The sequence below is a fragment of the Sodalis sp. RH24 genome (assembly GCF_047324145.1).
In the GTDB taxonomy this organism is placed as follows: domain Bacteria; phylum Pseudomonadota; class Gammaproteobacteria; order Enterobacterales; family Enterobacteriaceae; genus Acerihabitans.
This window is the reverse complement of record NZ_CP178729.1, coordinates 2,809,975-2,825,074: the sequence shown is the minus strand read 5'-3', so window position 1 is coordinate 2,825,074 and position 15,100 is coordinate 2,809,975. Positions and strand designations below refer to the sequence as shown.

Sequence of the window (15,100 nt, the reverse complement as noted above, 5' to 3'; positions counted from 1 at the left end):
GCCGCCGGGATTATTTTTTATATAACGCGCCGTAGTTGGCGCAGGCGCGGTAATCCTGTCCTTCCGGATCCATGCCGTGGGCGGCCCAGGCGGAGGGCCGGTAGATGTCTTCCGGCGCCACGTTATGCATGCAAACCGGGATGCGCAGCATCGCCGCCAGGGTAATAAAATCCGCGCCGACGTGGCCCACGCTGAGCACCCCGTGATTGGCGCCCCAGTTGGCCATCACCGAGTAGACGTCGCGAAACGGTCCTTGCCCGGTCAGCCGGGGGGCGAACCAGGTGGTCGGCCAGGTGGCGTCGGTGCGCTGGTTCAGCGTATCGTGGACTCCGGCGGGCAAATCGACGCTCCAGCCCTCGGCGATTTGCAGCACCGGTCCGACGCCGCGGATGATATTGACGCGCGTCATGGTGAACGGCACGCCGCCCCGGCTTAAAAAGCATGACGAATAGCCGCCGCCGCGAAAATACTCATGAATGGCCGGGCACCACGCGGTGGCCGCCAGGCACGCCTGGGCGTCCTGTTCGGTTATCTCCCAATGCGGTTTGATGGTGGGGTTGCCCGCGTCATCGGTCTGGCGGCAGGTGCCGTCAAGCGCCGCCGAGCCGGAGTTGATCAGATGGATAATGCCCGCCGCGGCCCGGCCTTCAAGCCGGTGGCCGGTAACCCGTTCCACCGCCTGCGGCGACCAGTAGGTACGCACATCGGCAAAAATCTGCGCGGTGCCGGTCAGGGCGCGGCCGAACAGCATGGCGGCGGCGTTCAGGCTATCGTTTTCCGTCGCCACCACCATCGGCTCGCGTACCCCGTTCCAGTCGAACGCGCTGTTGAGCAATGCCTCGGCGGTGTCGCCGTTGGGGTACTGATCGGTCCAATGCCGCTGCCCCTGGAAGCCGGCGGCAATGGCGTTATAGCCCAAAGACTCCTCAATAAAGCCCTTGGCCGCCACCTTAGCGCTGCCCTGCATCATGTCGCGGATACAGATCGCCATCAGCAGGCTGTCGCGCAATACGCCGCGGCTTTGCGCGGCATCGCGGCGGTACCGCTGCGCATTCTTGTCCGGGCCGAAACGAAAGGCCTTGTCCGCCCAGGTCAGCGCCAGCGCCAGTTCTTCCTCGTCATAAATGCCCTGATCCATGCGGCGGCGCAGCTCGGTCATATCCACCGCCTGCACCTTCATGCCCAGCCAGGATTCAAAAAAGTCATGATCGACAATGGAACCGGCGATGCCCATGGCGACGCCGCCGATGGACAGATAGCTTTTACCGCGCAGGGATGCCGCGGCAATGCCCGCGCGGGCGAAGCGCAGGAGCTTTTCCCGCACGTCGTCGGGAATGGCGCCGTCCCCGCCGTCCTGCACGTCGCGGCCATAGATGGCGAACGCCGGCAGTCCTTTCTGGTTATGGCCGGCCAGCGCGGCGGCAAGATACACCGCGCCGGGGCGCTCGGTGCCGTTAAACCCCCAGATGGCTTTCGGCCGGAAGGGGTCCATGTCGATGGTTTCGCTGCCGTAGCACCAGCACGGCGTTACGGTAATGGTCAGGCCGATGTTGCGGCCGCTGAATTTGCGCTCGCAGGCGGCGGATTCCGCCATCCCGGCAATGCAGGTATCGGCGATGACGCACGCCACCGGCTCGCCGTTGGGGTAGCGCAGGGACGCGGTTAGCAGGGTGGCGGTGGCGCGCGCCATTGACAGCGTTTGTTCTTCCAGCGATTCGCGGATGCCCAGGCGACGGCCGTCAATAACCGGGCGAATGCCGATGGCCGGCATATCGTCATGCCGCTGTGGGGAAGCTGTTGTCTTGTTCATGGCAATTCCTTGTGACGTTGACGGTTATTTTTTGCCGAACGGATAGAGCAATTTCTGGATAGCCGGATCGTTAAGATTGGTTTGGGTAACGAATTTCACCGGGATATCGATGACCTTGGCCACCTTCTGTCCCTTCAGGAAGCTGTCGAGGGTCTTGATGCCCTGGTAGCCGATCTGGTAGGCGTCCTGGACGATAAAACCCTGCAGGGTATTGGATTTCAGGAAACCGATAATGGCCTCGGTACTGTCGAAACCGATCACCTTGACCTTGCCGGCCAGGCTCAGGCTGTCAATGGCGTTGGCAACGCCCAGCGTCGACCCCTCGTTGGTGGCATAGATGCCCGCCAGGTCGGGATTGGCCTGTACCATATCGATGGTTTTATCCATGGCTTTCTGCGGGTCGCCGTCGCTGTACTGTACCGGCAGCAGGGTAATGGCGGGATATTTTTCCTTGATGGTCTTGGTAAAACCCTCGGTACGCTCTATCGCCGAGGTGGTGCCCGCCACATGGGCGATAATGCCGACCTTGCCTTTGCCTCCCACCTCTTTCGCCAGGGCGTCCGCCGCCGCGGAGCCGGCCTTGACGTTATTGGTGGCGACAAAGCTCACCGGGATATCGGAGTTGACGCCGGAGTCGAAGGTGGCGACAGCGATTTTTTTGCTGTGCGCCATTTCCACCAACGGCACCAGGGCGTTGGCATCCAGTGCCGCGAGCAGAATACCGCTGGGCTGGCGCGTGATGGTATTTTCCATCAGCTGGATTTGTTCGGCGATTTGCGTTTCATCGGACGGGCCGACAAAACTGGTTTTTATGCCTAATTCTTTTGCCGCCGCCTCCGAACCCAGTTTTACCGTTTGGAAAAATTCATGCTGGTAGCCTTTGCTCACCACCGGAATAGAGATATCGCCGGTGGCGGCATCAGCGCCGCCCGCGCCGCATAGCGTGAACAGCGCGATGCCGCACAACCTGATTAATTTCATCATGACAACCTCCAAAGTGATATTTTTACTGTCCAGATAACAGGAACGTCGGTGAATCAGATCTTTTTGCGCAGCGTATCCAGATACACCGCCGCAACCACGACAATGCCCATCGCAACCATTTGCCAGAATTGCGACACGCCCATTAAATTCAGTCCGTTTTTCAGCACGCTCATGATAAAGGCGCCGATAATAGTGCCGCCGATGGTACCGATGCCGCCCATCAGGCTGGTGCCGCCGATCACCACCGCGGCGATGGCCTCAAGCTCATAGCCCACGCCCACCGTCGGTTGTCCGGAATTCAGCCGTGATGCCAGCACCACTCCCGCGATGCCGGTCAATATGCCGCAGAACAGATAAACGAACAGTTTGACGTTCCGCACCTTGATTCCCGATAAATGGGCGGCGTCCTCATTGCTGCCGACGGCGTAGATATACCGGCCGATAACGGTTCTTTTCAGGATATAGGCGGCAATGGCCGCCAGTACGATCAGGTAGATAACCGGATAGGGCAGGAAATCGAACAGCTTGCCCTGGGCCAGGGTTTTAAAACCGGGATATTGCGAAAAATAAATGGCGCGGCCGTCGGTCAGCACCATATTGATGCCGCGCACCGACATCATCAGGCCGAGCGTGGCGATAAAGGGGGGAATGGCCGCCCGGGCCACCAGAAAACCGTTGATATAACCGCACAACGCGCCGCCCAGCGCCCCGCAGAGGATACACAGCGCCAGCGGCAGTCCGGCCGCGGCCCCCAGGCCGATGGCCACGCCGGAAAACGCCACCACCGACCCCAGCGACAGGTCGATGCCGGAGGTAATAATGACATAGGTTACGCCAATGGCCATGATGCCTATTACCGAGGTTTGCAGGGCGATGGTCATCAGGTTTTCGGTGTTCAGGAAAAACGGCGAACCGAGGCTGAAAAATATCATCAGCAGAATCAGGCTGAGCAGCGGAGCAAAACGCATCAGCAACGCTTTATTGCTTATTTTTTTATTGGAGCCGTTCTGTAAATATTTGGTTATGCCAATCATGATTTACCCCTCAAGCGTTGCATATTTCATTATATTTTCCTGGGTGGCCTGCGCGGCCGACAGCTCGGCGGTAATACGCCCCTGCCGCATTACCAATATCCTGTCGCACATGCCCAAGATCTCCGGTAATTCAGACGAAATCATAATGATTGATTTACCTTCCGCCGTCAGACGGTTCATCAAATCGTATATTTCGAGCTTGGCGCCGACGTCAATGCCGCGTGTCGGTTCATCAAAAATCAATATTTCCGAATTCTTGCATAGCCATTTGGCGATAATAATTTTCTGCTGGTTGCCGCCGCTTAAATTTACCGCCAGTTGTTCCAGGTCAGGCGTTTTAATACGCAGCTGGCGGCGCAGGCGCTCGCTTTCGGCGTGACACCTTTTGTCGTCGATAATCCCTAAGCCGTTGGCATAGTGCCGGTAACTGCTGAGCATAATATTGGTGCCGACCGACAGGCCCAGCGCCAGCCCGTCTTTTTTGCGATCTTCGGTCAGATAGCCGATGCCCAGGGCGATGGCGCCGTGCACGCTGCTTATTTTGACGCGATGTCCGGACAGGCGTATTTCCCCGTGGTCCATGGGATCGGCGCCAAACAGCGCCCGCGCCACCTCGGTTCGTCCGGCGCCCATCAGGCCGGCGATACCGAGGATCTCGCCTTTGCGCAGCGCAAAGGTAATATCGTGCAGTACGCCCTTACGGCCGAGATTATGGACGTCGAGCACCACGTCGTCGCCGGGAATGGCGGCCCGGGCGGGGTAGATATCGCCCAGTTCGCGTCCCACCATCATGGCGATCAGCTGTTCGATGCGCACCATGGTGTAATCGACGGTGGCGATATATTTACCGTCGCGCATGACCGTGGCCCGATCGGCGATAAGCGCCAGTTCCTCCAGCCGGTGGGAGATATAAACGATGGCGACCCCCTGCGACTTAAGCAGTTCGATCACCTTGAACAGACTGTCGATTTCACTTTCGGTCAGGGCCGCGGTAGGTTCGTCCATGATCAGGATTTTGGCGTTGACCGAGAGCGCCTTAGCGATTTCCACCATCTGCTGCTGCGCCACGGTCAATTCACGGATGCGCCTGGCCGGATCGATGGTCAGGTTCAGCATCTGCAGGATATTCATGACCGCCTGCCGCTGGGCGACGTCATCCAGGATCCATGGCGCGCGTTGATGAAATTCCCGGCCGATATAAATATTTTCTTCCACGGTTAAATCAGGAAATAAATTGAATTCCTGGTGAATAATGGCAATGCCCAACGCCCCCGCCTGGATGGGGCTGGTAATCGTCACCGGCCGGCCGTCGAGTTCTATCCGGCCCTCGTCGCAAGAATAAACACCGGATAATATTTTCATCAGCGTGGATTTGCCCGCGCCATTTTCACCCAGCAGCGCATGAACCTCCCCGCGGTTTAAATCGAAGTTAACGTTATCCAGGGCCAATACCCCGGGGAATCGTTTTGTGACATGCTTCATGGTTAACAACGCTGCGGACATGTTGCCTCCGGACAAAACGGGTTCTGGGTGTTTCAATGTTTTAGCTAACTCGAGTTAGCTATTTAAGACATGTTTCCCGGATAAACAAAGTATTTATCCCCCTTTTGTGATGGCGATCGGGCCAGTCAGATTAATACACTGATAAAAAACAATTTTATTGACGGTTTATCCCTTCTTCTCGGGCGGGGACGTTACGGCGCGGGGTAATGAACGTGTTTGCCGTAAAAGCCTGCCGCTGGAAAAAATCTAAGGCAGATACGGATAAAAACCTACGGCGGGGGAGAGGTAATGCCTGTTATGTAAATAAATTGTGAAGTTAATCACTAAAAAAAACGACGGTTAAATGATTTTTCTTCTGCCACGAAAAAAATAGCGGCGGATAAATGACCGTATTAGAGGTTTAGTAAAAAAACGGGCACTTATTAACAATAGACAAAGCAGGTTGACCGTTTACGCCGGTTCTGCGTTTAAACGGACATTTCTATTTAACTTCAGCACGATGAAAAGCGTATGACCATTAAAATAATGTCGATGTTATCACAATTATAATGCTCGTCGACGGCAGGGTAAGTCGTTCAGTTAATTATTACGCGGAAAAATGGCACTTATTAACTTGAGGAGCAATCATGGCAAGAACGACGCTTGCGCACGAGATTATCGCCACGTGTCTGGAGATGACGCGTTTAGGATTGAACCAGGGTACCGCCGGCAATGTCAGCGTCCGCTACCAGGGCGGAATGCTGATTACACCGTCCGGTATCCCTTATGAGCAGCTGACGGAGCAGCACATTGTCTTTGTCGACGGCCAGGGACATGGCGAAACGGACAAGATCCCCTCCAGCGAATGGCGCTTCCACCAGGCGGTATACCAGGCCCGGCCGGACGCCAACGCCGTGGTCCATAACCATGCGGTCAACTGTACCGGCGTGTCGATCCTCAACCGGCCGATTCCGGCGATCCACTATATGATTGCCGCCGCCGGCGGCAGCGATATTCCCTGCGCGCCTTACGCCACCTTCGGCAGCCGGGCCTTGTCCGAACATGTGGCCGCGGCGATCAAACACCGTAAGGCCATCCTGTTACAGCATCATGGGCTTATCGCCGCGGAAGATAATCTGGCCAAGGCGCTGTGGCTGGCCCATGAGGTGGAGGTGCTGGCCGCGCTGTACTTAAAACTCCTGCCGATTATCGATCCGGTGCCGGTATTGTCCAACGATGAAATTGCGCGCGTGGTGGAAAAATTCAAAACCTACGGCCTGCGTGTGGAGCAATAACCGGGCCTTAACGCCGGCTCCGCGCCGGCGTTAATTTCCGAGGCAGCAGGGGGTGCCGGACGCCGGGAGGCGCCGCGCGGCCGCCAGCCATAACGTCTTCAGGGTAGCGTATACGGCTAGCCGTTATTCATAAAATAATAAGCAATATGTCTATAACGTCGCTGCCATTGCGTCGCCCGCCGTGGTGAACAAGACTGACATAAGCACGCCCTATGCCGAGACGGCCGTTTAACCCCAAGCCTCCCGACATGTGCTGCGCCCGCCCGCCGGGTCCCCGGCGAACCCTGGGCGGGTTCCGACAAAAGGTGTGTAGCACTATTTCATTAAACGTTTATTCACCAAAGGTTAACTGAATGAATCGTAAGCTTCGTATAGGCGTCATCGGCGGAGGCATCGGTGGCGCTGCATTGACCGCATCATTGCAGCAACGGGGCATGGAAGCACATCTGTTTGAGCGTACAGCGGCATTTAGAGAAGTGGGCGCGGGGGTGCAGATGACGCCCAACGCGGTAAAAGTGTTAAAGGCCCTTGGCCTGGGCGGCGAACTCCAGCGGTTGGGCTACCTGCCGCTGGCGATTGTCGGGCGCAACTGGCGTACCGGGCGGGAGAAGTTTCGCACGCCATTATCCAGTGCCTGCCCGCAGCTGTTTGGCGCGGAGTTTTATCACCTGCACCGGGCCGATTTGCTGGCCATGCTGGTCGGCCTTATCGACGCGCGGTTGATTACCCACAACGCGCGCTGCGTCTCGGTGCTTAACCATGAGGGGACGGCGGTCGCCCGCTTTGATAACGGCGCGGAGTACGAGGCCGATGTCATCGTTGGCGCCGACGGCGTTCATTCGGTGGTGCGCGGCGCGCTGTTTGGCGACGAAGCGCCGCGTTTTACCGGCCATATCTGCTGGCGCGCCGCCATTACCCTGGGCGAACACGCCGATTTTATCAGCCCGGTTTCCGCCGTCTGGCTTGGCCCCAACGGACATGTCGTGACCTATACCATCTGCGGCGGCCGGGTGTTGAACATCGTCGCGGTCAGCGAAGCCGCCGACTGGATGGAGTCATCCTGGCATTTGCCCAGTAATCGCGACGAGCTGTTGCGCACGTTCAGCGGCTGGCATCCCGAGCTGCTGCGCATTCTGTCCTGCGCGCGAAACGTGCTGAAATGGGGCTTGTTCGATCGGGATCCGATGCCGCGCTGGTCGCTGGGGCATATCACGCTGCTGGGCGACGCGGCGCATCCCATGCTGCCGTTCCTGGCCCAGGGCGCCGCCATGGCCATGGAGGACGGATATGTGCTGGCCAGCGTCCTGGCGGCCAATGCCGGCGATATCCCCCGGGCGCTGCGGTTATACGAGGCGGAACGGCTGCCGCGCACCAGCCGGGTCCAGCTTTCGGCGCGCGAGCGGGGCCGGCTGTATCATTTGTCCTCGCCGTGGCAGCAGTTCCGGCGTGATTTCAGCTACAAGGTCAAGGCCCTGATGAATCCCCATGCGTCCGGCCTGGAAGCTCACTGGGTCTTCGCCTACGATGCCACCGCCTTCAGCCCGCCCGCGGCCACGCCGCCCGATGCGCCGGCGACCGCCACGCGTTCTGTTATGGGATAGGGGGATGTCGCCGGCGCCCTCCGGTCAGCGGGGTCCGGCGCCGTCGCCTGCCCCGGTTGACGTGTTACCCGCCGGCGGCGGCATTGGCCGGCTGGCTTGCCGTCATGGCAACCTGCGGTTAGAATAACCCTACTTTTTCAGTAGCTATCGCCGCCGCAGCGGCAAAAAGGGCGAACGTGGCCATCGACAATCAATCGCGCCAGGGTCTGGACGGCGCGGAGCTTACGCTGTTAAGACGCCTGCATCTCGCATCGGTGGTGGAAGGCTGTACGCTGGTTATCCTGGTGTGCATTGCCGTGCCGTTAAAACACCTCGCCGGCTTTCCTCAGGTGAGTGCGGCGATGGGGCCGATCCACGGACTGGCTTTTCTGTTTTACGCCTGGATGGTGGTGAATACCGCCGCCGGCGGTATGTGGCGTAAAGCCCAGGTGGCGCGCCTGCTGATCCTGGCTTTTATCCCTTTCGGGACGTTTTTTAACGTGGGCATGATTAAACGGCGTGAAGCCGGGCCGGGCGTGGATGGCGTGCCGGTTAAGGAGAAACGGATATAATGACCTATATGCTGATAAAGGCGCTGCATCTGGTGGCGTTCACGCTGTGGATAGGCGGTATGCTGCTGCTGGCGGTGGCGATGACCGCCTGGAAACACACTCCCGCCGCCGAGCGCGCGCCCGGCCTGCGGCTATTCAGCGCCGTGCAGCGTTTTAACCAAACCGTGACGCTGCCGGCCATGATCGTCACCTGGCTTTCCGGGCTGGCGCTGACCCTGATGGGCAATTGGCCGCCGTCCCTGTCGCTTATCATCAAGGTCATCTTTGTGCTGGCGTTATCGGCGCTGCACGGTATGCAGTCGGGATCGCTGCGCCGCAGCCTGGGCCGCGCCGAACTGACGGCCCCGGCCATCCTGCGCCACGCCGCCGCCTTTACCCTGGTGGCGCTTATCGCCTGCGTGCTGCTGATCGTGCTGCAGCCGCTGTAGCGCGGGCAACGCCGCGCATCGCGGCGGGCGATTACCCGGCTTTCAGTACGGCGGCCACCGTATCCCTGATGGGCGTGGTGGCGCGGCCTATCAGCCGGCTCAACTGCCGGCCATCGTCAAACAGCCCGCCCTGCGACGCGCCGGCATCAGAATCAGCCAGCAGCGCGGCAACCGGCCCGGGCAGTCCCGCCTGGCTGAGCAGCGCCTGGTATTCCGATGGCGGCAGGTCGACATATTTCACCGCCACGCCGGACTGGCGGGTAATTTCCGCCGCCAGTTCGGACAGGGTATAGGCGCTGTCCCCCGCCAGTTCATACACTTTACCGGCCTGGCCGTCCAGGGTTAATACCTTTGCCGCCGCAGCGGCAAAGTCGGCGCGCGCGGCCGAGGCTATCCTGCCGTCGCCGGCGCTGCCCGCCAGGGCGTGGTGGGCCAGGGCGGCGGGGACGCCGGCGGCATGGTTTTCGTTGTACCAGCCGTTGCGCAGCAGCACGACCGGCAGGCCGGAATCACGCAGCAGCGCTTCGGTTGCGCGGTGCTCTTCGCCAAGTCCCAGCGGGCTGGTATCGGCATGCAGCAAGCTGGTGTAAGCCAGTAATTCCACCCCGGCGCGTTTGGCGGCGTCGATCGCGGCGCCATGCTGGCGCGTGCGCTGGCCGAGTTCGCTTGAGGAGATCAGCAGCAGTTTCGTCGCGCCCTTAAACGCGCTGTCCAGCGTCTCGGGCCGGTCATAATCGGCCTGGCGCACGTTAACGCCGCGCGCCGCCAGATCCTGCGCTTTTTGCGGCGAGCGCACGGCGGCCACCAGATCCGCGGCCGGATGGGTTTTTAACAGTTCAGCTATCACTAAACGGCCCAGTTGGCCGGTCGCGCCTGTAATAACAATCATCATTTTCTCCTTTGGGCTTCAGAAAGAGCATCATATCCCCTATACTTACTTAAAGTAAGTACTAACAAAAAGGTAAGTATATGAATTTTCAGGCGGCACCCAAATCCACGCTGGCGCGGCAAATGCAGCGCGGCGAATTGCTTGACGTCAATTGCCCGTCGCGGGAGGTGTTGAAACACCTGACCAGCCGCTGGGGCGTACTGGTGCTGATCGCCTTGTCGCAAGGTACCCATCGTTTTAGCGAGCTGCGCCGTAAAGTGGGCGGCGTCAGTGAAAAAATGCTGGCGCAGACCCTCTCGTGCCTGGAGGAGGACGGCCTGGTCATCCGCCAATCCCTGCCGGTGATGCCGCCCCATGTGCAATATAGCCTTAGCGGGCTGGGACTGGAGGTCGGTGCTATCGTGGAACACCTGGCCGACTGGATAGAAACCCATTTGCCGCAGATTATGCAGGCGCGGCAGGCAAAACCGGCGCGGCGGGAAGCGGATGCCCTGGCCGTGCCTGATGCCGCAATGGTCAGCCGCACCGGCAGCGCGCGGCGCTAATAAGACATTTCGCCATATTTTTCACGATATTCCTTGGGCGTGATATCAAACCCTTTTTTAAATACCGAATAAAAATATTGCAAAGAAGGGTAGCCGCACATTTGCGAGACTTCATTGATGGTGAGCGACGTGGAGATCAATAAATTGCGCGCGCTCTCCAGCTTTTCCTCATGGATGACGTTATGAATTGTTTTACTGGTTTCGTCCTTAAACCGTTTTTCCAGGTTGGAGCGGGACATGCCCACCACGTCCAGCACCTGCTCGACCTTGATGCCCTTGCAGGCATGATAGCGGATATAATGCATCGCCTGTATCACCGCCGGATCGCGCAGCGAGCGGAAGTCCGTCGAGCGGCGCTCCATGACTTTCAGCGGCGGCACCAGAATCCGCTGCAGCGGCAGCCGTGATTTATTCAGCAACTGGTGCAGCAGCTTGGCGGCCTGGTAGCCCATCTGGCGGGTGCCCTGGGCGACGGACGATAAGGCTACCCGGGAAAGGCACCGCGCCAGCTCTTCATTATCGATGCCGATAATGCACAGTTTTTCCGGCACGGCGATATTCAGGTGTTCACATACCTGCAGCAGATGGCGGGCGCGGGCATCGGTTACCGCGATGATGCCGGTTTGCGGCGGCAGCGACTGCAGCCAGTCGGCCAGCCGGTTTTGGGCATGCTGCCAGTTATCCACCGCGGTTTCCACGCCCTGGTAGACTATCGGCTGGTAATACTCATCCGCCGTTAGTTTGCGAAACGCCTGCTCGCGTTCGTGTGACCAGCGCTTGCCGCTGCTGGCCGGCAGGCCGTAAAAAGCAAACCGGTTCAGGCCTTTTTCCTTCAGGTGCAAAAAAGCGCTGGCCACCAGCGCATGGTTATCGGTGGCGATATAGTGCACCGGCGGATATTCCTCGGCATGCTGGTAAGAGCCGCCGACGCCGACAATCGGCACCTTGGCCTCGCTGAGCAGCAGTTCAATTTCCTTATCGTCGTAATCGGCAATCACGCCGTCGCCCAGCCACTCTTCAATACGGTTGATACGGCAGCGGAAATCATCTTCGATAAAAATATCCCAATCGCACTGCGACGCCTGCAAATACTCGCCCACCCCCTCGATAACCTGGCGGTCGTACACTTTATTGGCATTAAATAATAGAGTTATACGATAACGTTTTTCAAACATACGGTGGGTTCTCACGAAAATCTGCCGAAGGCCAGCATATACCTTTGAACAATCAGAAAGAATTGACCGGATGTGCGCCAGCTAGCAAATTCATTATAAAGTGCGGGCGAGGCTCTACTCGCCCAAATGCGCCACCTGCTGGTAGAACCGGCGGAATACTTTCCGTTGCTCCGCATAAGCCTCGTGCCGCTCCTTATCCGGCGTATAGCGGGCCTCCAGCGGCAGCGCGGGCAGCATGTCCGCCCAGGACGCCCCGGGGTGGCAGCTAAGCTGCGCCAGACGCGCCGCGCCCAGCGCCGGACCGACGTCGCCGCCGGTGCGGTAGTCCAGCGCCTCGCCGCTGACATCGGCCAGCAGCTGCCGCCAGTATTCGCTGCGCGCCCCGCCGCCAATCAGCGTGATGCTGTCCGGCCGCAGGCCGGTGCCGTGCAGGGCGTCCATACCGTCCGCCAGGCCGAAGCTGACGCCTTCCACCACCGCGCGCGCCAGGTCGGCCGGGCCGTGTTCATGGGTCAGCCCCCAAAACGCGCCGGTGGCGTTGGGATTATTGTGCGGCGTGCGTTCGCCGGAAAGATAGGGTAAAAACCACACCGGCGCCGCGCCGGGGCGGGACTGCGCGGCGGCTTCCAGCAGCGCCGGCACGCTGCCGATGCCGGTCAGGCGGGCAGCCCAGTCCAGGCAGGATGCGGCGCTGAGCATGACCGACATCAGATGCCAGGTACCCGGCAGCGCATGGCAAAAACTGTGCACCGCCTGCTCGGGATTGCTGAGAAACCCATCGCTGACGGCAAAATAAACGCCGGAGGTGCCAAGCGACAGCATGGCCTGTCCCCGGCGATACAGGCCGACGCCGATGGCCCCGGCCGCGTTGTCGCCGCCGCCGGCCACCACCGGCACCGCGGCCATGCCCCAGCTTGCCGCCACCTGCGGCAACAGAGTGCCGGTCGCCTGGTTGCCCTCGAACAACCGCGGCATCTGCGCCCGGGACAGCCCACAGGCGCCCAGCAGCGCATCGCTCCAGTCGCGGCGCCCGACATCCAGCCACATCGTCCCCGCCGCATCGGACATATCGGTGGCGAAATCCCCGGTTAGACGCAGCCTGAGGTAGTCTTTCGGCAGCAGGACCTTATCCACTTGCGCAAAGATCTGTGGTTCCTGTTCGCGTACCCAGCGCAGCTTGGGGGCGGTAAAACCGGGCATCATCAGGTTGCCGGTGATATCCCGGGAACGGGGCACGTCGTCTTCCAGCGAGCGGCACTGGGCAAAGCTGCGCCCGTCGTTCCACAAAATGGCCGGGCGCAATACCCGCTGCTGCTTATCGAGCAACGTCGCGCCGTGCATTTGGCCGGTCAGTCCGAGGGCGCGCACCCCGCTCAGATCATGCCGGGCGGCCAGGGCGCGCATGGCGCTGTCGGCCGCCCGCCACCACTGCTCCGGGTCCTGCTCGGACCACAGTGGCCGGGGCCGGGAAACGGTCAGGGGTTCCGTATGGCTGCCCAGAATATGCTGCGCCTCGTCCAGCAGAATGGCTTTCACGCCGGAGGTGCCCAAATCTATGCCGATATACATACGCTATCCTTCTGAATTGTCACCGCGCCGCCCCCGCGTTGGCGGGGGCGGCGCGGGTTGACTATAGCGGCCGTCCGCCAGCGCGGACGCCGGGATCGCCGCCGGAGACGTTAGCTGAACAAGACCTGGTTGACGATATTTTCCAGCAGTTCCTGCTGTCCGCTGCGATGCTCCGGCGCCAGGGCGTGCTTGCCGGCGTACTGGGCCAGCTCGGCAAGGGAAAGGTTGCCCTGCAGTATCCGCTGCCCCAAATCGCCGTTCCAGCCCGCGTAGCGCGCCTTCACCATCTGCTCCAGGCGACCGTCTTCGATGAGCTTCGCCGCCACTTTCAGCGCCAGCGCCATGGTATCCATGCCGCCGATATGGCCGTGGAACAGATCGTATTTATCGGTGCTTTGCCGGCGTACCTTGGCATCGAAATTCAGTCCGCCGGTCGTGAAGCCGCCGGCCTTGAGGATTTCATACATCACCAGCGCATTTTCCTCCACGCTGTTGGGGAACTGGTCGGTATCCCAACCGGACTGCGGATCGCCGCGATTGGCATCTACCGAACCAAAGATCCCGAGTGCTATGGCGGTGGCGATTTCATGATGGAACGTATGCCCGGCGAGCGTGGCGTGGTTGGCCTCGACGTTAACCCGGATCTCTTTTTCCAGGCCGAACTGTTTTAAAAAGCCGTACACCGTGGCGACGTCATAGTCGTACTGGTGTTTGGTCGGCTCCTGGGGTTTGGGTTCGATAAGCAGCGCGCCCTGGAAACCGGTTTTGTGTTTATGTTCCACCACCATTTGCATAAAGCGGCCGATCTGCTCGCGTTCCTGGCGTAAATCGGTGTTCAGCAGCGTTTCATAGCCTTCGCGTCCGCCCCACAGCACGTAATTTTCCCCGCCGAGTTTGCGGGTGGCGTCCATGGCGCTGTTGACCTGGGTGGCGGCCCAGGCGAAGATTTCTGGATCCGGACTGGTGGCCGCGCCGGCGCCGTAACGCGGATGGCTAAAGCAATTCGCCGTGCCCCACAGCAGCTTGATGCCGGTCTGCTGCTGCTTTTGCGCCAGCACGTCGGTCAATATGGCGAAGTTATTCAGATAGTCTTTGATGGTGGGACTGTCCGGCAGGATATCAATATCATGGAAACAGTAATAAGGCGCGCCCAGTTTGCTGAAAAATTCAAAGGCCACATCGGTTTTCAGCCGCGCCTGGGCCAGCGCGTCTCCCGCGTGCTGCCAGGGACGGTCGAAAGAACCCACGCCGAACATATCGGTGCCGCCCCAGCAGAAGGTATGCCAGTAACAGACGGCAAAACGCAAATGGTCCTCCATGCGTTTACCCAAAATCTTTTCGTCGGCGTTATAGTGATGAAACGCCAGCGGATTGGTGCTTTGCGTACCTTCAAAACGGATTTTTTCAACTTGATCAAAGAATTGAGACATAATGACTCCTTGGAAACACCAGGTCCGTTCTGAAGCGGACGGGATTTATCAGGCCGGCGGGTAAATATGACGGCACAATAAGCAAATCTGTGCTTGATTCTGGTAATAACGCCCGGCGCGATCAATTACGTTATTTCACATCGCCATTCATGAAATTATTAATTGTGCGCGGGATCACAAGGAATAGGGGATAAAAGCGCTTTTTGGCGGGAAAAATACGGAAGTTAATGTTTGGCCGGCCTTAACCTCACCGGCAAAATAAGGCGCAGCTCACAGAATACGCATTTGAGTAAAATATCATAATGCC

General features: G+C 59.4%; 12 protein-coding genes and 1 pseudogene. 5 read left to right on the top strand and 8 right to left on the bottom strand.

Features of this window, described 5'->3' with window-relative positions; genetic code table 11:
• Positions 1 to 10 precede the first annotated feature (10 nt).
• The 4 genes from ACL2XG_RS12960 to ACL2XG_RS12945 form a co-directional block, all read right to left on the bottom strand.
• The gene (locus tag ACL2XG_RS12960; protein ID WP_413723538.1) at positions 11 to 1,771 is read right to left on the bottom strand and encodes an L-fucose isomerase; all 1,761 of its coding nucleotides are present in this window, start codon (positions 1,769 to 1,771) and stop codon (positions 11 to 13) included.
• A 63-nt stretch (positions 1,772 to 1,834) separates the two neighbouring features.
• Positions 1,835 to 2,794: an ABC transporter substrate-binding protein gene (locus ACL2XG_RS12955; protein WP_413722026.1), complete on the bottom strand. Its 960-nt coding sequence runs from the start codon at positions 2,792 to 2,794 to the stop codon at positions 1,835 to 1,837.
• A 53-nt stretch (positions 2,795 to 2,847) separates the two neighbouring features.
• Positions 2,848 to 3,828, bottom strand: coding sequence for an ABC transporter permease (locus ACL2XG_RS12950; RefSeq protein ID WP_413722027.1), 981 nt, complete (start codon positions 3,826 to 3,828; stop codon positions 2,848 to 2,850).
• 3 nt (positions 3,829 to 3,831) lie between these two features.
• On the bottom strand, positions 3,832 to 5,331 hold the full coding sequence (locus ACL2XG_RS12945) for a sugar ABC transporter ATP-binding protein (RefSeq protein ID WP_410012287.1): 1,500 nt from the start codon (positions 5,329 to 5,331) through the stop codon (positions 3,832 to 3,834).
• 626 nt (positions 5,332 to 5,957) lie between these two features.
• On the opposite strand from ACL2XG_RS12945, the gene ACL2XG_RS12940 reads away from it, so the two are divergent.
• The 4 genes from ACL2XG_RS12940 (at position 5,958) to ACL2XG_RS12925 (ending at position 9,185) form a co-directional block, all read left to right on the top strand.
• On the top strand, positions 5,958 to 6,605 hold the full coding sequence (locus ACL2XG_RS12940) for an L-fuculose-phosphate aldolase (protein WP_413722028.1): 648 nt from the start codon (positions 5,958 to 5,960) through the stop codon (positions 6,603 to 6,605).
• 353 nt (positions 6,606 to 6,958) lie between these two features.
• Positions 6,959 to 8,206, top strand: a complete 1,248-nt coding sequence (locus ACL2XG_RS12935) for an FAD-dependent monooxygenase (RefSeq protein ID WP_410012283.1) — start codon at positions 6,959 to 6,961, stop codon at positions 8,204 to 8,206.
• A gap of 176 nt (positions 8,207 to 8,382) precedes the next feature.
• A complete protein-coding gene (locus tag ACL2XG_RS12930) occupies positions 8,383 to 8,757 on the top strand; it encodes a DUF3817 domain-containing protein (protein ID WP_410012282.1) in 375 nt (124 codons plus the stop codon).
• Positions 8,757 to 9,185: a CopD family protein gene (locus ACL2XG_RS12925; RefSeq protein WP_410012280.1), complete on the top strand. Its 429-nt coding sequence runs from the start codon at positions 8,757 to 8,759 to the stop codon at positions 9,183 to 9,185. Before ACL2XG_RS12930 ends, ACL2XG_RS12925 begins: the two co-directional genes overlap by 1 nt.
• A 31-nt stretch (positions 9,186 to 9,216) precedes the next feature.
• Here the strand turns inward: ACL2XG_RS12925 and ACL2XG_RS12920 are convergent, their stop codons facing one another.
• Complete coding sequence (locus ACL2XG_RS12920) at positions 9,217 to 10,074, bottom strand: SDR family oxidoreductase (RefSeq protein ID WP_413723539.1); 858 nt, start codon at positions 10,072 to 10,074, stop codon at positions 9,217 to 9,219.
• Between the two features lie 80 nt (positions 10,075 to 10,154).
• Between ACL2XG_RS12920 and ACL2XG_RS12915 the strand changes: the two are divergent.
• Positions 10,155 to 10,547, top strand: a pseudogene (locus tag ACL2XG_RS12915) (winged helix-turn-helix transcriptional regulator); the annotation flags it as partial.
• A gap of 68 nt (positions 10,548 to 10,615) precedes the next feature.
• Here ACL2XG_RS12915 and xylR read toward each other — a convergent pair.
• From xylR to xylA, 3 genes are all read right to left on the bottom strand, one after another.
• On the bottom strand, positions 10,616 to 11,794 hold the full coding sequence (gene xylR / locus ACL2XG_RS12910; RefSeq protein WP_413722029.1) for a D-xylose utilization transcriptional activator XylR: 1,179 nt from the start codon (positions 11,792 to 11,794) through the stop codon (positions 10,616 to 10,618).
• A gap of 114 nt (positions 11,795 to 11,908) precedes the next feature.
• Positions 11,909 to 13,363: a xylulokinase gene (gene xylB / locus ACL2XG_RS12905; protein ID WP_410012276.1), complete on the bottom strand. Its 1,455-nt coding sequence runs from the start codon at positions 13,361 to 13,363 to the stop codon at positions 11,909 to 11,911.
• A gap of 110 nt (positions 13,364 to 13,473) precedes the next feature.
• The gene (gene xylA, locus ACL2XG_RS12900) at positions 13,474 to 14,793 is read right to left on the bottom strand and encodes a xylose isomerase (RefSeq protein ID WP_413722030.1); all 1,320 of its coding nucleotides are present in this window, start codon (positions 14,791 to 14,793) and stop codon (positions 13,474 to 13,476) included.
• Positions 14,794 to 15,100 lie beyond the last annotated feature (307 nt).

Coding starts and splice junctions, on each gene's coding strand:
- ACL2XG_RS12960 (WP_413723538.1), bottom strand. CDS start 1,771: ATGCCGGCCATCGGCATTCGCCCGGTTATTGACGGCCGTCGCCTGGGC.
- ACL2XG_RS12955 (WP_413722026.1), bottom strand. CDS start 2,794: ATGATGAAATTAATCAGGTTGTGCGGCATCGCGCTGTTCACGCTATGC.
- ACL2XG_RS12950 (WP_413722027.1), bottom strand. CDS start 3,828: ATGATTGGCATAACCAAATATTTACAGAACGGCTCCAATAAAAAAATA.
- ACL2XG_RS12945 (WP_410012287.1), bottom strand. CDS start 5,331: ATGTCCGCAGCGTTGTTAACCATGAAGCATGTCACAAAACGATTCCCC.
- ACL2XG_RS12940 (WP_413722028.1), top strand. CDS start 5,958: ATGGCAAGAACGACGCTTGCGCACGAGATTATCGCCACGTGTCTGGAG.
- ACL2XG_RS12935 (WP_410012283.1), top strand. CDS start 6,959: ATGAATCGTAAGCTTCGTATAGGCGTCATCGGCGGAGGCATCGGTGGC.
- ACL2XG_RS12925 (WP_410012280.1), top strand. CDS start 8,757: ATGACCTATATGCTGATAAAGGCGCTGCATCTGGTGGCGTTCACGCTG.
- ACL2XG_RS12920 (WP_413723539.1), bottom strand. CDS start 10,074: ATGATTGTTATTACAGGCGCGACCGGCCAACTGGGCCGTTTAGTGATA.
- xylR (WP_413722029.1), bottom strand. CDS start 11,794: ATGTTTGAAAAACGTTATCGTATAACTCTATTATTTAATGCCAATAAA.
- xylB (WP_410012276.1), bottom strand. CDS start 13,363: ATGTATATCGGCATAGATTTGGGCACCTCCGGCGTGAAAGCCATTCTG.
- xylA (WP_413722030.1), bottom strand. CDS start 14,793: ATGTCTCAATTCTTTGATCAAGTTGAAAAAATCCGTTTTGAAGGTACG.